The sequence below is a fragment of the Celerinatantimonas sediminis genome (genome assembly GCF_046054195.1).
In the GTDB taxonomy this organism is placed as follows: Bacteria; Pseudomonadota; Gammaproteobacteria; order Enterobacterales; family Celerinatantimonadaceae; genus Celerinatantimonas.
Genome location: NZ_JBEQCS010000007.1, coordinates 51,055 through 72,632, shown reverse-complemented (window position 1 = coordinate 72,632; position 21,578 = coordinate 51,055). Strand labels below are relative to the sequence as shown.

The 21,578-nt window shown below is 44.3% G+C and carries 18 protein-coding genes and 2 tRNA genes; 12 read left to right on the top strand and 8 right to left on the bottom strand.

The window, feature by feature from the left end; all coding sequences use genetic code 11:
• Window positions 1–12: 12 nt before the first annotated feature.
• Complete coding sequence (locus tag ABTQ23_RS10100; protein WP_408615591.1) at window positions 13–789, top strand: hypothetical protein; 777 nt, start codon at window positions 13–15, stop codon at window positions 787–789.
• Entirely contained in the window at window positions 786–1,907 is a 1,122-nt protein-coding gene (locus ABTQ23_RS10095) for an ATP-binding cassette domain-containing protein (RefSeq protein WP_408615590.1), read from the top strand. Before ABTQ23_RS10100 ends, ABTQ23_RS10095 begins: the two co-directional genes overlap by 4 nt.
• A gap of 53 nt (window positions 1,908–1,960) precedes the next feature.
• Here the strand turns inward: ABTQ23_RS10095 and ABTQ23_RS10090 are convergent, their stop codons facing one another.
• Entirely contained in the window at window positions 1,961–3,244 is a 1,284-nt protein-coding gene (locus tag ABTQ23_RS10090; RefSeq protein WP_408615589.1) for a peptidoglycan DD-metalloendopeptidase family protein, read from the bottom strand.
• A gap of 261 nt (window positions 3,245–3,505) precedes the next feature.
• Window positions 3,506–3,979: a Fur family transcriptional regulator gene (locus ABTQ23_RS10085; protein ID WP_408615588.1), complete on the bottom strand. Its 474-nt coding sequence runs from the start codon at window positions 3,977–3,979 to the stop codon at window positions 3,506–3,508.
• 212 nt (window positions 3,980–4,191) lie between these two features.
• On the opposite strand from ABTQ23_RS10085, the gene ABTQ23_RS10080 reads away from it, so the two are divergent.
• The 5 genes from ABTQ23_RS10080 to ABTQ23_RS10060 all read left to right on the top strand — a co-directional run bounded on the left by ABTQ23_RS10080 (window position 4,192) and on the right by ABTQ23_RS10060 (window position 6,957).
• A tRNA-Phe gene (locus tag ABTQ23_RS10080) sits at window positions 4,192–4,267 on the top strand.
• Window positions 4,268–4,271: 4 nt separating this feature from the next.
• A tRNA-Asn gene (locus ABTQ23_RS10075) sits at window positions 4,272–4,347 on the top strand.
• Between the two features lie 128 nt (window positions 4,348–4,475).
• Window positions 4,476–5,171, top strand: coding sequence for a 5'-methylthioadenosine/S-adenosylhomocysteine nucleosidase (gene mtnN, locus ABTQ23_RS10070; RefSeq protein ID WP_408615587.1), 696 nt, complete (start codon window positions 4,476–4,478; stop codon window positions 5,169–5,171).
• The gene (locus ABTQ23_RS10065) at window positions 5,171–6,127 is read left to right on the top strand and encodes a cobalamin biosynthesis protein CobD/CbiB (RefSeq protein ID WP_408615586.1); all 957 of its coding nucleotides are present in this window, start codon (window positions 5,171–5,173) and stop codon (window positions 6,125–6,127) included. Before mtnN ends, ABTQ23_RS10065 begins: the two co-directional genes overlap by 1 nt.
• Entirely contained in the window at window positions 6,100–6,957 is an 858-nt protein-coding gene (locus tag ABTQ23_RS10060) for a cobalamin-binding protein (protein ID WP_408615585.1), read from the top strand. The genes ABTQ23_RS10065 and ABTQ23_RS10060 overlap by 28 nt, the downstream gene beginning before the upstream one ends.
• A 54-nt stretch (window positions 6,958–7,011) precedes the next feature.
• Here the strand turns inward: ABTQ23_RS10060 and ABTQ23_RS10055 are convergent, their stop codons facing one another.
• The gene (locus ABTQ23_RS10055; protein WP_408615584.1) at window positions 7,012–7,845 is read right to left on the bottom strand and encodes an oxidoreductase; all 834 of its coding nucleotides are present in this window, start codon (window positions 7,843–7,845) and stop codon (window positions 7,012–7,014) included.
• 130 nt (window positions 7,846–7,975) lie between these two features.
• Between ABTQ23_RS10055 and ABTQ23_RS10050 the strand changes: the two genes are divergently transcribed.
• Window positions 7,976–8,917, top strand: a complete 942-nt coding sequence (locus ABTQ23_RS10050) for an AraC family transcriptional regulator (RefSeq protein WP_408615583.1) — start codon at window positions 7,976–7,978, stop codon at window positions 8,915–8,917.
• A 250-nt stretch (window positions 8,918–9,167) separates the two neighbouring features.
• Here ABTQ23_RS10050 and ABTQ23_RS10045 read toward each other — a convergent pair whose 3' ends face one another.
• Together ABTQ23_RS10045 and erpA are read right to left on the bottom strand one after the other, a co-directional pair.
• Entirely contained in the window at window positions 9,168–10,382 is a 1,215-nt protein-coding gene (locus tag ABTQ23_RS10045) for an MFS transporter (protein WP_408615582.1), read from the bottom strand.
• Window positions 10,383–10,960: 578 nt separating this feature from the next.
• On the bottom strand, window positions 10,961–11,293 hold the full coding sequence (gene erpA / locus ABTQ23_RS10040) for an iron-sulfur cluster insertion protein ErpA (protein WP_408615702.1): 333 nt from the start codon (window positions 11,291–11,293) through the stop codon (window positions 10,961–10,963).
• Window positions 11,294–11,495: 202 nt separating this feature from the next.
• On the opposite strand from erpA, the gene hemL reads away from it, so the two are divergent.
• On the top strand, window positions 11,496–12,776 hold the full coding sequence (gene hemL, locus ABTQ23_RS10035; RefSeq protein WP_408615581.1) for a glutamate-1-semialdehyde 2,1-aminomutase: 1,281 nt from the start codon (window positions 11,496–11,498) through the stop codon (window positions 12,774–12,776).
• Window positions 12,777–12,815: 39 nt separating this feature from the next.
• Here the strand turns inward: hemL and ABTQ23_RS10030 are convergent, their stop codons facing one another.
• The 3 genes from ABTQ23_RS10030 to mrcB form a co-directional block, all read right to left on the bottom strand.
• Window positions 12,816–14,714, bottom strand: coding sequence for a HAMP domain-containing methyl-accepting chemotaxis protein (locus ABTQ23_RS10030; protein WP_408615580.1), 1,899 nt, complete (start codon window positions 14,712–14,714; stop codon window positions 12,816–12,818).
• Between the two features lie 562 nt (window positions 14,715–15,276).
• Window positions 15,277–15,951, bottom strand: a complete 675-nt coding sequence (locus ABTQ23_RS10025) for an OmpA family protein (RefSeq protein ID WP_408615579.1) — start codon at window positions 15,949–15,951, stop codon at window positions 15,277–15,279.
• Window positions 15,952–16,149: 198 nt separating this feature from the next.
• Window positions 16,150–18,360: a penicillin-binding protein 1B gene (mrcB, locus tag ABTQ23_RS10020; RefSeq protein WP_408615578.1), complete on the bottom strand. Its 2,211-nt coding sequence runs from the start codon at window positions 18,358–18,360 to the stop codon at window positions 16,150–16,152.
• 327 nt (window positions 18,361–18,687) lie between these two features.
• Here mrcB and ABTQ23_RS10015 point away from each other — a divergent pair, with 327 nt between their 5' ends.
• The 3 genes from ABTQ23_RS10015 (at window position 18,688) to ABTQ23_RS10005 (ending at window position 21,573) form a co-directional block, all read left to right on the top strand.
• Window positions 18,688–19,965, top strand: a complete 1,278-nt coding sequence (locus tag ABTQ23_RS10015) for an O-acetylhomoserine aminocarboxypropyltransferase/cysteine synthase family protein (protein WP_408615577.1) — start codon at window positions 18,688–18,690, stop codon at window positions 19,963–19,965.
• A 96-nt stretch (window positions 19,966–20,061) separates the two neighbouring features.
• Window positions 20,062–20,853, top strand: coding sequence for an AraC family transcriptional regulator (locus ABTQ23_RS10010; RefSeq protein WP_408615576.1), 792 nt, complete (start codon window positions 20,062–20,064; stop codon window positions 20,851–20,853).
• A 66-nt stretch (window positions 20,854–20,919) separates the two neighbouring features.
• Window positions 20,920–21,573: a LysE family translocator gene (locus ABTQ23_RS10005; RefSeq protein WP_408615575.1), complete on the top strand. Its 654-nt coding sequence runs from the start codon at window positions 20,920–20,922 to the stop codon at window positions 21,571–21,573.
• The last annotated feature ends 5 nt before the right edge of the window (window positions 21,574–21,578 follow it).

Sequence of the window (21,578 nt, the reverse complement as noted above, 5' to 3'; positions counted from 1 at the left end):
AGATTAGCTAGCATGGTGCCATGGCCACTATGGGAAAAACTAGCCACTGCCCCTTGGCTATCCGTCAACGCCCCCGAGCAATTTGTGCAATGGCTGAACCACTTACTCATGCTCGTGCCTTTTTGGGCTATTATCGCTGTGGCACTGGTGATTAGTTTAGCTCGCAAACGCCCTCTTTCAGCAGTTGCGGCCATCATTATTCCTTTTATTGCCTATGGATTAGATCTTTGGGGATTGTTCATTGAACAGTTAGGTTGGTGGTTTATGATTTGGCTGGCCAGTTTTGCTCTGTGCCGGGCTTTAACACACTATTTAATGCTAAGTACCACTTGCTTAAAAATTGCCAATCGCTGCCATTTTTACTGGCCACTTTATGTCGGCCTCTGCTCTGTTGTGATATTTCATCCTAGCTGGTTAGTTGGGCTCATCAGTGCATTCATCGCCCTGATCCCCGCTTTTATTTGCCAAAGACTCAAATTATTTGCCCAGTTACCCAACAAACCGTTGGAACAGGCTCAAATGCTTGGAGCCAATAGAAGTCAGCGGATGCAATGGGTCGCCAAACGTTGGTTAACCCCTCGGCTCAACAGCTGGCGAGCAGGAACACTGCAACTGAGCCTGCTCTATTGTGCTTTTGCCGGGATCATTGGCTTACCTGGACTGGGGCAACATTTTTATCAAGGATTAACCCAAGGGCAACTCGTGGGTGTGGCCCAATCCATTGCAACATTAGTGTTAGTACAACTGCTATTATGGAGCATCGATAATGCTCATAAAGAGGTCTTATGAGTCAAATTCAGATATCTAACTTCGCATTAGCAGAAAAGTTTAAGACCTTAGTCGAGCTGACTATTGGCGGTGGCCAACTGGTTGCCTGTTATGGCGACATTGGTTCTGGCAGCGAGGAGATGCTCAAAGTCTTGTTCGGAGAAAAAAGCCCTCTACAAGGGAAAGTTCGCTACAACGGCGAACCTATTCCTCAGCAAGCCAATGCACTTGAGCAATGGCGCCATAAAGGGGTAATGCTGATCTCATGGCGGCTACCGTTACTCGAATGGCTAAGCGTTAATGATAATCTTTTGTTTGTCTTACAAGTTCGTGGTTACTCGGTGCGCAAAGCCCAAGAGCGAATTCAACAAGCTCTTGAAGAAGATAACCTGCTCGAGCACTTAGATAAAACGCCGCAACAGCTGAACCATGCCCAACACATTCAACTGCTTTTGTGGCGCGCTTATCTATGTCAGCCTGAATTACTACTTATCGACTCCTTACTCAATGAATTGCCTAAGCCTTTACAAGAAAAATGGCATTCGCGTTTGCATCAGCTCTGTCAAAGCCGCCAAAGCATTGTAGTCATTCATACCACTCATTTGGCAAGCTTATGCCATCAAGCGGATTATTTATTGCTATTTGAAAAGGGTAACTGCACCACGCACGGAACTCCGGCTAAATTACTGGTTGAGGATAACTTACCGGCCCTTCGCAAACTGGTGGCTAACATCAATCCACTGCAAGCATTAACCGCTGGTCAGTTGGCTAAATGGCCAACACTAACGCTAGATATTCATACCCTGCCCGATAGCGCCTTAAAAGCGATGCAACAGGCTCGCAGTAGTTATGCTTACCTACTCGATGGGAAAAAGCTTGTCGGCGGATTATCGCTCTATCAGGTTAACCGAGCACTACAGCAAAAAAGTGCCCAGTTGAATGAGTTTTTAGATCTATTGCCCACTATCACCGATGAGCGCCCATTTAGTGAAGTGATAGCTGAAGGCCCAGCTAAACAACGCGATCTTGCAGTCATTGACGCCAAGGGCAAATACTTGGGCCAACTGCGACATAAACAAGTCTTAGCAAGCCTGCATGACTTGCTCAACAATGCCATGAACGAAGCGCCACAGAGTTAAAGTAAAAAAGCCTGCAATCGCAGGCTTTTCAAGTTATGACGGCTCTCAATCGGCTAACTTTTAGCCATTACCGCCAATAATTTTTCAACATTTTTCTTAAATTCAGGCATATCTTTGCGTGAAACTGCCGCCGCCATTGGGATCTTAGCGCTCATCGGATTGACCGGGCGATTATTGATCCGAAACTCATAATGCAGATGAGGCCCAGTAACACGCCCAGTGGACCCCGATAAGGCAATCACCTGTCCACGTTTGACTGGCTGACCGCGGTGCACATAAGATTTGCTCAAATGCAGATAGCGCGTGATGTAAGTGCTGCCATGGCGAATCACAATGTACAACCCAGCATATGGATGACGAATCACCCGCGTTACTACGCCATCGCCCGTTGCCATAATTTTAGTGCCGACAGGGCAGGCAAAGTCAGTGCCATAATGAGGCATAATCCGCCCAGTAACCGGGTGACGCCGGTGCAGATTAAATGGTGAACTAATGCGATAATGACGCTTGGTCGGATAACGCAAAAATGCTCGTGTCAGGCTTTGGCCTTTTTCATCATAATATTTACCATTATCAAACAAAAACGCATTAAAATGGCGTCCCTGATTGATAATTTGCACCGCTAATAAATTATTCTCACCGGTAGATTGGCCTTTAACAAACTGATCTTCAATGACAACTTTAAATGGGTCACCAGAGCGAAGTTCTCGACTAAAGTTGATTTTGTCTTTAAACATTTGGCCAATTTGCTCAATCTGTGCTGGTGTTAAACCCAGTTTTCGCGCAGATAAATAAAGGCTCCCTTTAATCTCACCACTAACGACACGCTGCTTCCAGACGCCTTCTAAACGAATGACTTTTGAGTCGTAACTACCATCTTCAAGTAAATTAAAATCAACGTAATAACCAGGGTTAAAATACACCTGAAAGCGAGTTAAATTATTTTGATCCCGCCAAAAACGCAGCTTATCGCCAGGATTTAATGTATCCAGAGCCTGAGTTTGGTCACTTTCTAAGATGTTACGCATCTGCGTTTGACTGAGCCCAAGCTTTGCAAAAATCCCGCCCAAGGTATCACCACTGACAATGGTATATTCACTGTCTGGCACCTGAGCATCACTTGCTGGCTTCATTTCTGGGCTATTAGAGACAAAATCATCACTTGAACTGTCGGCCTGTTCACCATGAGGCAAGTTGACCTCGCCCGAGAGATTTGAAGATGGGGACCAACACAAAGCAACGATAACGATAACGACTAGTGAAAATAACACTCGCCGATGTCGTTTCGGTAATTGCCGCCAGCGAGATAAAATTTGGTTAAACTTCTTTAAAGGCATATAACTTCTTACTCAATTAGACCTTATATCAGAGTATTGGCTTGTTTTAGCATTGAATAGACGAGTTTGAATATAGAGACCATTCGATACGAGTTTATACTGAAACTTAGCGAATCTGTGACACTCGTATGCAAAAATTTTACCTGTGACACAAAGATTCAAGCATCATCACAATCACTTTATGACTCTCAATTATCTTAGCAGCTTCACTTAGCATCGTCTCAGCTAGCGTACAAACCAACCGTAAATTTTGTTCTCAATCTACAGGATGTGATTGTTTGATGATAGAGATGACTCTTGGCAATGCTGACAGATCCCATGCAGTTCAATTGCATGATGAATCAGATGAAACCCATGTTCTTTAGCACTCTCATTTAAGTGAGCTTGCATGTGTTCACTCAATGGGATCTCTTCGACTTGCCCACAAACCTGACACACCAGCAACTGCGGTTGATGGGGACTATCAAGATGAGAGCAAACCAAAAATTGATTCGTTGATTCAATCGAATGAACCAGTTGGGCATCTTGTAGAAATTTGAGAGCTCGATAAATCGTTGGCGGTTTAACCGATGGTTGTTTCGCGCGCATCGCATCCAGAATGTCATAAGCACTCATCGGCATATGACTATCGACTAAAATAGCCAAAACATCACGCCGATTTGGCGTTAAACGCTGTCGATTCTGTTCACAATAACGTTCGGCACTTTGCACTAAATGGGCTAATGGCTGCTGCATAAACTTACCGCTGTTCGATTAATAGGCCGTTATATTATTACAGTGTTCATTAAATGAGTAGTCTGATTACTCGCACAATCGTGATTTTTAGTGTTAAGCACCATTTAAAACCATAGAATAAGACAAAACTGGTTGAAACATAGACAAACGAACAAAATCAGTAAAAATAGGGTTGACTTCAATCTGCAAAAAACGTTTAATAGCGACCCGTCGCCCAGATAGCTCAGTCGGTAGAGCAGAGGATTGAAAATCCTCGTGTCGGTGGTTCGATTCCGCCTCTGGGCACCAAAATTCCTCCTTAGCTCAGTTGGTAGAGCGACGGACTGTTAATCCGCAGGTCGCTGGTTCGAGCCCAGCAGGAGGAGCCAGATTCAGAAAGCCCGCTTTTTAAGCGGGCTTTCGTCGTTTTAAGTGTTTGTAAAACACCAAGCATGGAAGAGCAAGCAACTCCCTGCTAAAATTCCAGCAACCATTTTCCTTTTCTCAAGAGATATTTATGACAATCGCCATCATCGGAGCAATGGAGCAAGAAGTCACTGCTCTTCGCAATAAGCTGACCAATTTAGATACCTATACTTTTGCTGGCTGTGAATTCTACGCCGGCCAACTCAATGGCCATGATGTTGTCATTACTCGCTCAGGAATTGGTAAAGTCGCGGCGGCTATCGCCACTAGTGTTGTTCTGCAGCGCTATCAACCAAGTGCTGTTATCAACACCGGTTCTGCGGGTGGTTTTAATCCTAAATTGCATGTCGGCGATGTGGTTATTTCAAGTGAACTGGCTTATCACGATGTGGACGTCACCGCTTTTGGCTATGAAATCGGCCAGCTTCCAGCCAACCCACCGCGCTATCAAGCTGACTCAGCTCTAATCAATGCTGCAGAGCGCGCTGCAAGCAAAGTAAGCGATCATCAAATTGTCAAAGGGCTGATTACCAGCGGTGATATTTTTATGTGTCAGCCGGAGCGAATTCAACAGGCTCGGGATAATTTCCCTGGCATGGAAGCCGTTGAAATGGAAGGCGCGGCAATTGCGCAAGTTTGTCACCTTGCAAAAGTTCCATTTGTTGTGATTCGAGCACTATCTGACATCGCAGGCAAAGAATCGCCACAATCGTTTGATGAATTTTTGGAAACGGCTGCTGAAAACTCAACCGCACTGGTTGAAGCATTGCTTGACGAGCTCAACTAATGAACGAGCAATGGCTAAGCGTCGTCGCTCTTTTTCTTCCCATTGGCGCAGCCGTTGCAGAATGGTTGCTAGGTCCTTCACAGGCTTGGCATCCTCTTCATTATTTTCAAGTATTTGCCAAAGCCCTATCGGCCCGAGTTAATCGCGCCGAAAACGGCCTCAAACAGCAACAATTAGCGGGTTCAATCGCCATGTGGCTGTTGATAGCCGTCATTTTGCTCATCTACTGGGGGTTATCAGTATTAGCTGATATGCCGCTGTTATTAGATATTGTCATTCTGTTTTTCTTGCTCACATGGCGCCCGGTGATGCACGATCTCAAACAGGTGAGCGAGAAACTGCAAAATGGTCAAGAACCGTTAGCGCGGATGCAGCTAGCAAATTGGGTTCTGCGTGATACCCACCAACTTTCGCAAGCGCAAATTACAGCAGCGGCTAGTGAATCACTGATTATTCGCCTCGCCCACGGTTGGTTTGCAACGCTTTTCTGGTATGCATTATTGGGCATTTATGGAGCACTATTTTACCGCATCATCGAACTACTACACCAAACCTGGAGCCGCAAAATAGCGGATTATCAGCAATTTGGTAAAAGTGCTGACCAGCTTCATCAATTGCTATGTTATTTACCGGATCTTTTACTCGCTTGGCTCATGTGCTTGATTGGCTCGCCTGGGAAAAACTGGCGCCAGTATCAATTAGGTTTTCGCTGGCCAAGAACCCCTAGTGGTCGCCTGATTGGAGTGACCTCCAGTTGGCTAAATGCCCAATTAGGTGGACAACGCTATTATCAAGGGCTCGTCAGTTCCTTTGCCTTATTCGGCCCTAAAAATCAGGCCGCATTAACCAGCGATTTTAAACAGCTGTGTATCCGCTGTTATCTAGTTGCGGGTTACTATCTTGTCCTTGTTGTTTATCCATTATTATTATGTCGCTACATCATCACCGGTTTATAAACGCTACGTTATTCGCTCTGTTATTGATGGGCTCACATCAGGTTCAGGCAGATTCTGAGCGAATTATTAGTCTTGCCCCAAATTTGACTGAATTTGTCTATGCGTTGGGAGCAGGCTCTGACTTAGTGGGAGTTATTGCCCATAGTGATTATCCACTTCAGGCTCAACACAAACCAGTTATTGGCGACTATCAACATCTTGATATAGAAAAAATTCTCGCTTTGAAACCAACCGTTATTTTAAGCTGGGCAGCTGGCAATCCGCCGCAACAATTAGCAACGCTGCGCCAATTTCATATCCCAATTGTGGATGTATCACCGCAACATATTGCCCAGCTACCAGAGATTACTAAAAAAATTGGCCGAGCTATTTCAAGAGAACAGCAGGCGCACAAACTTGCCCAGCAAGAGCAAGCTCAACTGGATAACTTTGCCAAAAACTATGCAGGGAAAACCAAAGTAAGAGTGTTTTATCAGATTTGGCATCATCCGTTTATCACCATTTCGAAGAAAAGTTGGCTTAATGATGCGCTAACGCTTTGCGGGGCGAGTAATGTATTTGCCGATGCAGCAACGGCCTATCCCCAGGTGAATTTAGAGCAGATTTTATCAACGCGACCTCAGGCCATTTTATTATCGAGCAACAACCCACAAGGTGCAAAAATCTGGCAACAATGGCATACGCCAGCTAAACATCATCTGATTCAATTAAACCCAGACTGGATGAGCCGCTTTGGGCCGCGTTTAGTCAAAGGCATTGGGCAACTGTGCCAACAACTCAATGCTCTAAGAGCGAGCGAAAAAATTGCTCACTCACAAAATGGCTTCTAAATAGAAGCCATTTAATTTAAAGCCTATTTGAAATAGTTCATAGATTTGAGCGCGTTAACCGTCTGTAGAACGAGTCAAATTTTCCCAACGGTTAATATCTTCACTGAAGCTTGCTAAATGCTCTCTGACTAAACCTAATGCATCAGAACCAAGCAACAAATGCGCAGGAGGCGTTTCGCTTTGGATTAGCTCTAACATTGCTTGCGCCGCTTTAATTGGGTCCCCTAGTTGTTGACCATGTTTAACCTCTCGAGCCTCTCGAATAGGGCCGAAACTATCATCATAATCAGCAATAGAACGAGCTGTTCTGCACATTGAACGTCCGGCCCAATCAGTCCGAAAAGATCCCGGCGCCACAGAGCTCACAAAGACATTAAAAGGCTTAAGCTCTTTGCTAAGCGCCTCTGATATTCCAACCAACGCAAACTTACTACCGCAATAGTCGGTAATTCCAGGCATCGTAATGTACCCACCCATTGAGGTGATATTTAAGATATGCCCTTTTCTACGTTGACGCATAAATGGGATTACAGCCTTCATCATGGCAACTGCCCCGAATACGTTAACATCAAACTGATGTCTGATCTCCTGCATTGATGACTCTTCCATCACCCCTTCATGGCCGAATCCAGCATTGTTTACCAACACGTCAATCGGACCAACAGATGACTCTATCTCAGCAATGACTTCGCTCATGTCATCGCTTTGGGTGACGTCGAGGATTCGGCCAATTGCTCTTTCTTTATCAAGCGCTTCAAAGGCTTGTAAATCAGATTCGCGGCGCACTGTCCCTATCACGGTATTTCCACTTTTAAGCGCTTGCTGCGCTAAAGCTTGCCCAAAACCACTACTAACACCGGTGATTAAAATAGTTTTATTCATTGACATTATGTCACTCCTAGAAAATCAAGAAGTGACATAATATTATTATAAATAGTGGTAAATTAGGCCTGATATTCTAAAATAATTGCCTAATTTTATGATTTTGGATAAACAGTCAAAATAATCAGGAGACGTCATGGCTCAAGAGACCTCGCGCGAGGAACAGATTGTAAGCTTATTTAAAGCTCTAGCACCAACGCAGGGCTACAATCTGACACCTCTAAAAGATGTTCGGTTATTACGCTCTGATCAAAATTTATCTCAAACCCCAGTGTTGTATGACCCAGGAATCGTCATTGTCTGCCAAGGCTGTAAAAAAGGATACTTTGGCGACAAGTGTTATATCTATGATGCCCAGCAATATTTGGCTGTTTCAGTACCCGTGCCTTTTACAATGCAAACAATCGCAAGTAAAGAACAGCCACTGCTCGCGATTTATATCCACCTTGATTTTGAGCTCGCGTCTAAAATGCTTTTACAAATGCAAGAGCATGGTTTCACGCTTCCCAAAGAAGCGCCACAAAGTATGATGTCTACACCAATGGATGATGCTTTAAAAGCATCCGTTTTACGCTTTTTACAAGTTCTTAGTCGGCCACTTGAGGCTGCGGTGTTAGGCCAAACATTATTACAAGAGCTTTATTTTCATTTCTTAAGTAAAGAACAGGGAAATGTCATTTGCTCGGCGTTATCCATGCAAGGGCCATTTGCTAAGATCAACTCGGTGCTTAAATATATTCACAATCACTATAAACAACCATTAACTTTGCCCGAGCTTGCCAACTCAGTCAGTATGAGCGTTCCAACGTTTCATAGCCATTTTAAGGCCATAACAGCCTTGCCACCGATGCAATACGTCAAATCCGTTCGGCTACATCAAGCAAGAATGCTGATGGCTCGACAATCGATGACAGCCGTCAGCGCCAGTTATGCGGTTGGCTATGAGAGTCCATCACAGTTTAATCGTGAATTTAAACGACTATTTGGCTTGCCACCTGCAGAAGAAGTAAAACGCATGAAAGCGCATTTTGCAATTCCACCCGCTCAAGCGATCAATGACTATGTGTCATCCCACTAAATAACAGCGGTAAAATGCTCTAACTTGATGCAATCATCTTAAATTAAGGGCTTGAGTGAATTCTACTTTCGGTACTGACATTAAGCTGAGCATAAGCGCCATGACAAAGCCCAATTAGGAACAGAGCAAGTTAGGAGCTAAATGCCCGATATCGACATCATAGATAACTGGAATTTAGAGAATCAGTCACAGCAAGTAATGAAGAGCGATATTTCATCGTTAGCCTCTAATATTTTAGGAGAACCTATAACTATGTGGCAGATACTTCAATCTCTTTAAGCGATGCTTGGCCTTGGCGCAAAACACGCATGCCTAAAATAGCCGCAAATACCACCACAAACCCGGCTAAAACAGGCACACAAAACCCGGCGCGAGCGCCAAATGAGTCAATCACGCGGCCACTTAGCATTCCACCTAAAGCAACACCGCAACCAAGGCCAGTTGAAACCCAAGTAATTCCTTCAGTGAGTTTTGATGATGGCAAAATTAAACTGCATAGACTCATCACAATCACCACCGTAGGGGCAAAGGACATCCCAGCAATAAATGCCGCCCCCGTCATTATCATAACATTAGGGGAAATCGCAGGCAGTATAATAGTTACTGATGTTGCGATAGCACTGATAAGCAGTTGGTTTTCCATGGGAATTTTCACCCTCACCAGTCCGAACACTAATCCTGCGACCATTGAGCCAAACGCATAGGCAGCTAAAATAAAACTTGCAGCTTGAGCTATGTGCTGGGCTTTGGCAAAAGCAACTACGACGACATCAACGGAGCCACCAATCGTTCCCATCGCGATAAAAGAGAGCAAAATTAAGCGGATGCTTGGAATCGCCAACGCTGAGCCCTTTTGATAGGGCGCATTTTTATTAACTCGCGGCTCACTTTTGCGCTGACACAAGAAAACAGTAAGTCCAAAAATTAGAATAACCACCGCCAACAAAGGTCCTGCTTCGGCAAATAAACTCGTGCTAAGACCAATGGCTAATGTCGGACCAATGACATAGGCCGCTTCGGTTAAAACCGAATCCAATGAAAACGCAGTATGTAGCATTGAACGACCACGAAACAATTCTGCCCAACGCGCACGTGCCATTGCCGACATATTTGGCATTGTTCCACTAAGGGCTGCAAAAATAAAATACCATGGCAGAGCTGCATTCAAATGAACACAACCAAGCAATATGAGCAACATTATCAGGCTAAAGGCGGTGACAAACGGTAAAACACGGCTTTGCCCAAGACGGTCAACTAGTTTAGAAATTTGAGGACTTAAAAATGCGTTAACCAGGGTATAAGTCGCTGCAACACCACCAGCTAACCAATAAAGTTTTTGATGCTGCACCAGCATCGTGATAAGACCTATACTGACCATCGCTTGAGGGAGCTTGATAAAAAAGCTGGTTATCATCAACGCAACAGCGCCAGGATTTGCCAACATATGGCGATACGGATTTGCCATGGACCATTTACATTAGAATCAACGAAGACTCAATAATGCACATAATCAGTGAGGTTTTTCAATATATTTACTGATTATTCATGATGTTAAGTTGATTTAAAAACAACTCATGAGATGGCGATAATAAATTGCAGATAAAAAAAGACCCCGCTGAAGCCAACGGGGTGAGAGCAAAAGGAGAAGCGAGAACACTTCTTTAGTAGAACCATGTCATTTCTCATCGAAACACTCAATGAGCGTTAACTAAAAGAAACGGTGGATGTTGAGTCCACGCTATAACATATGAAAATCTCATACCAAGATTTTAAAAATTTCATAAAAAAATAAGATAAAAGTTTTAAATTCTGAATTTAATGTTTATATGAGTTTAAATATCTATATAAAAATATATAAAAAATAGAATTTAGGATGATTCACTCACGCAAAAATACTCGCAGGATGAAATACCCTCAGAGCCACAATCATTCGAACTTTAAATGGTGACAGCTTATCGTGCCCCGAAGATACTCATTTGCACTAAAACAGCACAGCACCGAATCATTCGGTGCATGTCTGTGTGAGTTTATAAAAGAAGATGATTAGATAGAAAATGAAGAGCCACAACCACAGGTGGTCTTGGCATTAGGGTTATTCACTAAAAACCGAGAACCTTCCAGCCCTTCGGTATAATCAACAATACCGCCAACTAAAAACTGCAAGCTCATTGAATCAACAACCATCGATACGCCGTCATTATCGACTTTAGTATCGCCTTCATTGACCTTTTCATCGAAGGTAAAGCCATAGGAGAACCCAGAGCATCCGCCCCCAGTGACATAAACCCGCAATTTTAGATTTGGATTTTCTTCTTCCGAAATCAGCGCTTTGACTTTAGCAGCTGCCGCATCAGTAAACTGAATCGGAACAGGCATAGAATCAGACACGTTTATTACCTCAAACTTTGTAGATGAATAAATTATCCAATACCTGAGTAAAGAGTTCAAGTATTACCATCGGGATTAAAACAGGTATATATAATGAATCATTTTATAGCAGTTCGTTTAGCGTATATGCAAAGTTTGCTATGATATGCGGTTATTCAATTCACTAATTTTACGGGCAAGGATCTCGCTTATGTCTCGTTCAGATGAACTATTTCAACAAGCCCTCAAGGCTATTCCCGGGGGCGTAAACTCGCCAGTTCGTGCATTTAAGAGTGTAGGCGGTTCGCCACTTTTTATTGACCGTGCTGACGGCGCGTATATCTATGATGTTGATGGCAAGGCTTACATCGATTATGTAGGCTCTTGGGGACCGATGATCATGGGACATAACCATCCAGCGATTCGCCAAGCGGTGATTGATGCCGTAAGCCATGGCTTGAGCTTCGGAGCACCGACCGCGATTGAAACAACGGTCGCTGAGCAAATTCACGCACTGATGCCTTCGATGGAAAAAGTGCGCATGGTCAACTCAGGCACAGAAGCCACCATGAGTGCTATCCGCTTGGCTCGTGGCTACACGAATCGTGACAAATTCATTAAGTTTGAAGGTTGCTACCACGGTCATGCTGACACACTTCTGGTTAAAGCCGGCTCTGGAGCACTGACCTTAGGCGAACCTGACTCACCTGGAGTACCCGCTGATTTTGCACGGCACACCTTAACTGCCACTTATAACGATCTGGATTCAGTTAAAACTTTGTTTGAGCAAAACCCAGGACAAGTTGCCGCAATTATTGTCGAACCAGTCGCTGGTAATATGAACTGTATCTTACCGCAACCAGAATTCTTACCGGGGCTTCGCGCTTTGTGCGATCAATATGGCAGTTTATTAATTATTGATGAAGTCATGACCGGTTTTCGTGTGGCTCGAGGCGGTGCTCAGGAATATTACAACGTCGCCCCTGATTTAACGACATTGGGTAAAATCATCGGTGGTGGGATGCCAGTCGGTGCATTTGGTGGACGCAGCGATGTGATGGATTATCTTGCCCCAATTGGGCCGGTTTATCAGGCTGGGACATTATCAGGAAATCCAGTTGCCATGGCAGCCGGACATGCCTCATTGAACTTAATTAGCGATCAAAATGTTCATCTGCATTTACAACAAGCAAGTGAGCAACTCGCCCAGGGGCTGCGTGATAGAGCGAAAAAACATGGTGTGAATCTGGTCGTCAACCAAGTTGGGGCGATGATGGGATATTTCTTTACTGATTTAGAAAAGGTTACTTGCTTTAGTGAATCATGCCAAAGCGACAAGGAACGCTTTAATAAGTTCTTCCACCTGATGCTGGAACAGGGAATTTATTTAGCACCATCGCCATTTGAAGCAACCTTTATGTCAGCCGCTCACGGCCAACGGGAAATCAACACTACCTTGGATGCCGCTGATTACGCATTTTCTAAACTGTAGCCATCAAAATGAGCCGCATAAAGCGGCTCATTGCCAGTTTTAATCAGCAAGACTAAAACGTTCAGTCAGTTGTTTCATCTGTGTGCTTAACGCACTCAGACTGATAATCGCTTGTTCAGCTTCTTGCGAAGCCTTAGATGTTTCATCGGCAAGATCGCGAACAGAAATCACCCGCTGATTAATATCTTCAGAAACCTGACTCTGCTCTTCGGCCGCTGTTGCAATTTGTTGCGACATATCCTGCAACTGAGTCATTGATTCATTAATCTGTTTAAAGACCGTAATCACACCTTGCGCTTTATCGGCATTATCGGCTGATTTATCACGACTTTGGATCATCATTTCAAGAGAGCTATCAGCGCGCACTTGCAAGCGATTTACGAGTATTTCAATCTCTTCGGCCGACTGCTGGGTACGACTTGCTAAATTACGCACTTCATCTGCCACCACCGCAAAGCCGCGACCAGCTTCGCCGGCCCGAGCTGCTTCAATAGCAGCATTAAGCGCTAGCAAGTTAGTCTGATCAGCCACATCTTTAATCACACTTAAAATGTTCCCAACACTATCCGAGTCCTGTTTGAGTTCATTCATCGCTTCAGTGGTTTTATTAAGTTCACTGGCAAGGCCTGCAATCAGAGCCGCTGCTCCATGAACCATTTCGTTGCCCTGCTCAACTTGTCGGTCAGTCTCAATCGCTGTATGTGCAGTTGATTCAGCATTATTCGCCACTTCATGCACAGTTGCGGCCATTTCGTTAATGGCTGTTGCCACTTGGTCAGTTTCTTGGTGCTGATCACTCATTTTAGCGGAGCTTTGAGCAATCGATTTAGATAACTGATTTACGGCGCTGCTAAGTTGGCTCATCCCAGCAATAATATCGCCAATTACTTCACGCATATTGTTACTTAACTTAGCGAACAGATTATGCAATTGGCCCAGTTCATCTTTGCGCTCAATATCGTGAATATTCGCCAGTTTACCATCAGCCAGCTGGGTTGCCATTTCCATTACTCTAGACAATGGAATAATGGTTAGATAGCGAATAAACCAACCAAAGAAAATTCCCAATAAAATCGCTACCAATGACACAATAAGCAATGTCTTGGAGGTGCGGTCTGTGACCTTATACTGCTCTTGGCGCTGAGTGGCTCTGACTTTATCAAGATGGACATTCATTTGCGCCGCAATGGCCGCAAAGTTGTGTTGTTCCTGAACGGCTTCTTTCATGCGTACACTGTATTCGTGTACCAACTGCATATAACTGTGCAATATGGATTTAATATCAGACACAGTCGATGTGCTCGCAGCATTGGAGCTTGTGATCTCATCTAAAAGACTATCAATTTGGCTTGCTTGCTCTTCAGCAGTGCTGACAGTTAGAGGTTTATTTTGGACTGCTTCCATCTGCAACGTGGTATTTAATAGCGCAAACATATGCTCTGCTTTAGCAGCATTCAGCAATGCCTGACTATCTTTAGCTTGTGCCAAGCTTTGCATCAACGTTGGAAAATCATTAGCAATTTGTTCAACATATTCAAACGACTGAGCAGTCAGAGCACTGGCTCGTTTGATTTTACTGCGTAGCTGATTAAACGAATCTTCATACTGCCCAAGTTGGGTCTTAGCTGTATCGTAACCAGCATTAGCTCCTAAAGTCTGTTGATAGTGTCCGAGCAATTCTCGATAGTTATTTAACTCTTTAGTAAAGGTATCTGCGTCAGCTTCATTATGCGTGTTGATATATTGCTGGCGATCAACTTTGAGCTTAAGAAAAGTTTCACCCATATCAGAGAGATATTTCATATGATGGGTTTGCTCTGTGAGCCGCCCCAAACCATAATAGCCTGTCCAGGCAACAATTGCGGTGAGAACTAAGACGACGCCAAACCCCGAGGCTAATTTATTACCTATTGAGAGGTTTTCAAAAAAACGCTTCATGCGTTAACTCCTTTTGAACTACTACTCTTGACTAAGACCGACATTGCTCCCTCACACGCATGTAAAAATTTACTGAAGTGACAAGCACCACTGAGATGAGCAAGACAAGATAAGGAAAATCAATTTCTAATCAGAATCATTCATCACTTTAAAAAGTGAGTTAACACATATATCTGCATGAAACAGAAATACTTTACGCCTATTTACTCAAACTAATTCATTAGATATTTTTAGCACTTTAGTATCAAAGAATGATTTTAAATAAATAAATCTAATACTTTTAAGTGGTTTAACACCTAATAAATAAACATTTTATTTAGCATAACTAACTAAAAACAAAGAAGAATTCATCATGACAATTGACGGATGTATAGTACATGAAAGGATTAATAATACCACCCTTAAAATAGGGTTTTTAATGATATATCCGCAGAGAATAAGCAGTTTATATCTCTTTTTTAGGAACTATTTTGCTTATAAAAAAGCCAGTGAATTTATTTCACTGGCTTTTTAGTTATCTGTTTATTTCATCTGCCACAACCCATTATGGCAACAAGCAACCTTATGGCTGAACGACTAACTCAACACGGCGGTTTTCAGCGCGACCTTCAGGGGTTTTATTTGACGCAATCGGGTCTTTTTCACCAAACGCTTCACTTTTGACCATTTTTGCATCTACACCTTGATTAACCAGATACTGCTGAACTTGTTGCACACGCAAAGTACTCAAACGTTGATTGTATTTGGAGCTACCACTGCCATCGGCATAACCACTGAGCATCACCTGAGTTGGATGTTCACTTAAAACCTGTGCGTAATAGCCTAGCATCTGCTGATCTTTCGGTGTCAACGTGCTTTTATTGAGTGCAAAATGCACCGGATCAAAGCCAACAATTTCAGTTTTTTCTTCGTTCAGGTGAACATGTTTTGCCATAGGGCCAGTTAACACAATCATCGCAGGTTCTTCAACGGTGTCGGTTGCCGCAGGCTCTTGCGCTGTTGTAGCGGTTTCAGCCGCTGGCTGTTCACTTGGCTCAGCAGTAGTGTCGCTATGCTGGTTATAAGCTAATAACTGGTTTGGTGCGCCCTGCGCATTGGGATCAGAAGGTCTTGCGCCATCTTGGGGAGCACGGATAAACACAGCACTTTGAGTATCAGTGCTTGCCGCAAAAACTGTACTTGTTAAACCAGTGCTCACTAAAATCCCCAGCATGACTGCTATCGATGTTTTTTTCATTCCAACCTCACTAGATGTCCTATATTCATTCGTTGTAATGAATATTAGTGCGCGTTCGCTAAAGCCGCTATATCGATTTGCCAGATAAATTCACCCCTCATATACGGGCAACTCTATAGCCCATTTGGGAGGGGTGAATAGTGAAGGTTTTACTTCTACTTAGCGCTATTTGTATTCACATCGATAGAGGTAAACAACTTAAAATACTTTTCTGAAAAATGCGCCCAACCCACCGCTTTGACAGGGTTGTTTATTTTGCGCAAACGATTCTGGGGCAGGTAACAGCACACTGCCTTTACAATGGCTATCGACCACCTGCCCGGTATCAGGTGAAAAGTTTAACCAACTTAAATGCTGCGGGCTCACCAATCGTAGAGATTGAGCGCCTGTGGCTTTCAAATAATTGGCAAAAATAGGTAGCGCCGCTGTGGCACCTGTCACATTAGCGGGTTTATTATCGTCTCGCCCAACCCAAGTCGTCACCAATTGACGGTCATCAAATCCGACAAACCAACTGTCACGTAAATCATCAGTCGTACCGGTTTTACCCGCCACATTCACCCGCGGAATTCGCCATTTAAGTGAATGTCCTGTACCAATACGGGCAACCTGAATCATATTAAACAAAATTTGATAGGTGGGAACGGGAGCAAAACGCCGCTGCGGTTGACTCTGGTGGCGATAAATCACTTTGTTGTGAGCATCCACGACCGAGGAAATACTATAAAGCGGCTGATAAACCCCTTCGTTAGCAATCGTCTGATAAATCTGAGCAACCTGCATGGGGGATAACTCAACCGCGCCAAGTAATAATGATGGGTAGGGTTTTAGCGACATATCAAGCCCTGCTTGGTGCAGAGTATCGATAAATTCATCCACGCCCACTGACATTCCTAAACGCACCGTTGGGACATTAAGAGACTCTGCTAACGCCTTATAGAGCATCACAGGTGGACCAAATTTACGGCTGTAGTTATGCGGCTGCCAAGTTTGACCATCATCCAACTTCACACTCAAAGGACTATCATCTAATAGCTCACCCGGCGAATGGCCAGTTTCGTAGGCGGTCAGATAAATAAATGGTTTTAACAAAGAGCCGACTTGACGATGCGCATTTAAAGCGCGGTTAAACCCTGTGTCATCGCCGTCACGGCTGCCAACTAGCGCCCGAATGGCTCCGCTATGGCGATCGGTAACCACCATCGCCGCTTGCAAGTGAGGCCTGTGCATCGCATGAAGACGTTCTTTTGCAGCATTTTGTGCTTGGCGCTGCGCAATTGGTTCAAGTGTGGTAAAGATGCGTAGGCCACTGGCTTTTTGCCAATTTTGAAAATGTGCATCAAGCGATTGGCGCACCAACTCAACAAACCCAGGGATACGCTGATATCCCATCTCGCCACGCGGTACTAAATCCAATGGCCGAGCTACCATTTCTTGATACTGATAGCCATCAAGATAGCCCGCTTGAACCATTAATCGCAGCACCACATCGCGCCGCTGACGTGCACGCTGCGGATGGCGCCATGGGTCGTAATAAGATGGGCCTTTGACCAATGCCACCAGCAATGCCTGCTGGTCCATACTCAAATCGTTAACCGGACGACCAAAATAAAAATAACTGGCAAGTCCAATCCCATGCACCGAGCGACTGCCGTTCTGTCCTAAATAGACTTCATTTAAGTATGTTTCCAAAACATCTTGTTTGGAATAACGAAGACTAATTAACACCGCCATATAAGCTTCTTGGATTTTTCGCCAGAGCGTCTGGCGGCGGGTTAAAAAGAGATTTTTTGCCAGCTGCTGGGTAATCGTACTACCGCCTTGAACGGTGTGACCAGCCATTAAGTTCACCACAAACGCACGAGCAATGCCGGTGAGCGAAACCCCCTCGTGGTGATAAAAATCTCGATCTTCAGTTTCAATGAGAGCTTGGGTTAGCGATTTAGGTATTTGCGAAAGTGGGACGAACAAGCGATCTTCACTGCTACCTGTGGAAATACGGTCAATCAATACCGGATCAAGGCGCAAATGCGAAAGTGGCGCGCCAGTGTCACGGTTCTGAATTTTTACCAACCGCGTTTTTGAAAAGCTTAAGAGCACCGGAACAGCGCCCTGCGAACCATTAGGGAAAGTAAAAGGACGGCGCACCATCGCGATTTTATAGTCAGAAGCCGAGAACTCACCCGATGAGAGCGGATGTGCCACTTTACGATAGTTAAGCTGTTTTAGTTCGCGCTCGACCTCTTGCCGAGTTAGGCGAAGATTTGGATATAAGCTCAGTTCGCGACCATAAATAACGGCCGGAAGTTGCCATTTGTGGCCATCAAATCGATATCGGATTTTGCTATCAAGGTAGACACCCCAAGCGCCAATAATCACAACAAAAGCGACAAAACATTTAATAAACAACCCTCTCCAGCGCCTGCGACGAGGCGGTTTTTTTGAGCTGGGACGACGTTTTGACGGTGACGTTTTTGTGACGCGAGGTTTCGATTGCTGGTTTTGTGGTTTTTTTGCCATAAAATTCAAAGGCCATCTGACATAAGCGCTAAAAGGCTATCATAGGCTTGGTATGACAGCTATATGTAATAAGAGCAGTAAAGCATACTAACTGGGTAAATTTTACAATCATATATCCAATTGCCCCAATGACGACTTGATTTGTTTCTGACCTTTAAACTAAAACCCTGTAGAGTATCATTCAAATAATAATGAGTATTTACACAAGGAGTAACGATGAAAGATGAAACCATCGCTATCCATGGCGGATATCAAAGCGAACCGACCACTAAATCGGTCGCCGTTCCTATTTATCAAACTGCCGCTTACGAATTTGACAATGCCCAGCATGGTGCCGACTTATTTGACTTGGCCGTACCCGGCAATATTTATACTCGGCTAATGAATCCAACTAACGATGTGTTAGAAAAACGCCTAGCAGCGCTTGAAGGCGGTGTTGGCGCATTAGTCGTTGGTTCAGGAGCTGCGGCAATTACCTATGCCATTCAGAATTTAGCGCAGATGGGCGACAATATTGTGTCTACGCCACAATTATATGGTGGAACCTACACTCTTTTTGCCCATATGTTACCCAAACAAGGCATTGAAGTGCGCTTTGCCGAAGATGACAGCCCGCAAGCTATTGCGAAACTCATCGATCGCAATACCAAAGCGGTTTATTGTGAAAGCATCGGTAACCCTGCAGGGAATATCATTGATATTGAAGAGCTCAGTTTGGTCGCCCACGCCCAGAGTGTTCCGTTAATTGTCGATAACACCGTTGCGACCCCCGCGCTTTGTAAACCATTTGAGTATGGTGCTGATATTGTGGTGCATTCACTGACCAAATACATCGGTGGCCATGGCACTACTCTTGCTGGAGCAATTGTCGATTCAGGAATGTTTGACTGGACGGCTGACCGCGGCCGTTTTCCACAACTTAACCAGCCTGAGCCATCTTATCACGGTGTTGTCTACAGCGAAGAGTTTGGCCCCGCGGCCTATATTGCTCGAGCACGCACAGTTTCTCTTCGCAACACAGGCGCGGCCCTTGCGCCCATGAATTCATTTTTAATTATGCAAGGACTTGAAACACTTGCACTGCGAATGGAGCGCCACTGCGAGAACGCAATCGCTGTTGCCCACTATCTTAAAGAACATCCACTAGTGGAATGGGTCAGCTACGCCGGTCTTGACGATAGCCCATTTTACCCATTGGCGGAACGCTATATGAAAGGTAAAGCCTCAGCTATTTTATCTTTTGGCCTAAAAGGCGGATATGCAGCAGGCGTGAAATTCTATGATGCGCTAAATCTGTTTAAGCGGTTAGTCAACATCGGTGATGCCAAATCGTTGGCTTGTCATCCAGCATCCACAACACACCGGCAAATGAGCAAATCAGAGCAAGCCGAAGCCGGGGTAAAACCAGAGATGATTCGTCTATCAGTTGGAATCGAACATATTGACGACATTCTTGCGGATTTAACCCAAGCGCTTGATGCCAGTCAAGTATAAATAAACTGCCACTGATTTGGCCTCGTTGATCATTTTTTACAAGCGCTCGTTATTGCTCATAGCTAGACTGATGACAAAGAGGCCAAACAAATCACTATGGATAAAGTTCATTATCAAAGTACCGATGAAAAAGGCATCGGCTTAATCCACGGCAGCTACCAGCAGTTTGCCTTTGAGCGCCACTATCATCTTGATTACCATATTGGCCTGATTACAGCGGGTGAACAGCGTTTTTTATATCGTGGCGAACACCATCGCATTGGCCCCGAGGAGCTGGTGATCATGCAGCCAGATGAGCTTCATGATGGCTATGCACCCCACTCCTACGGTTATCAAGTTCGAGTTTTTAGCATCACTCCGCAGTGGTTCGACTCCCATTTAAATTTGGCAAAACCAACCATATTATCCTTTAAGCAGCTCATTATTAAAGACCGAGCACTTTTTTATCGGCTCATTCAGGCCCATCTGTTAATGCATGATAAGACGCTCAGTCAACTTGCCAAAGATTGCATCCCCTACGAAGCACTTTCAATGTTAGTCGAGCATTATGCGACAATAAAAGAGCGTCAAGCGGTTCAATTGGGCCAACAAACATTAGCGACACTGCGTGAATTTATGCTGGCGCATTTAGACCAACCCATCCATTTACACCAGTTATCAAATATCTGCCAGTTGAGCCCAGTACAGTTTCAACGCCATTTTAAAGCGGCCATGGGCATCACCCCTTATGCTTGGTTATTACGCTTACGTCTTGAGCAGGCGATGGGTCTGATTAAAGCCAAAATTCCAGGAACCGATGTTGCTCAGCAAGTTGGCTTTTACGATCAGGCTCACTTTAGCAAAGCATTCAAACGCGCTTATGGCGTAACACCTTCGCAAGTGCGTTAGTCACTATTTTACAAGCGCATAAAACTTCTGATTGCGACAATCTTATTTTTATCGCGGAGATGTTTTATGAGCCAAGCCCATGTGCTGATTACATTAGCTTTAGTCCATTTTGTTGCCCTGTTAAGCCCCGGGCCCGATTTTGCATTAGTTGTGCAAAATGCCAGCCGCTATGGTCGAGAACGCGGCATTTATATCGCGCTTGGATTATCGCTTGGAATTTTAACGCACGCATTGTTAAGTATTACTGGCATCAGCTTATTAGTGAGTCAGCATTACTACTGGTTTAGCATCATTGAACTGCTAGGTGGGAGTTATCTACTTTATTTAGGTCTTTCGGCACTTAAAGGCCTCTTTAACCAGAATGTTTCAGATGATAGTGCGCACTTAGATAAAGCCCTGCAGCTTGAAAATCATGGCCAAGCACTCTCTAAAGGCTATTTAACCAATATTCTGAATCCGAAAGCACTGGTATTTTTTATCAGCTTGGTGTCAACGCTTATCCCGGTCGATTTTCCGCTCATCGCAAAAGCCCAAGCAGTAGTTATTCTTTGGGGATTGTCATTTAGCTGGTTTGCCGCACTGGCCTGGCTTTTGTCATCTCAGCGAGTTCAGCTCAAACTGCAAAGAGCAGGTCGATATATTGACTTCATATGCAGCGCTATTTTTATCCTGATTGGTTTAACCATTCTCTCTCGCACCATTTTGCTAGTCATCAAATAATAGGA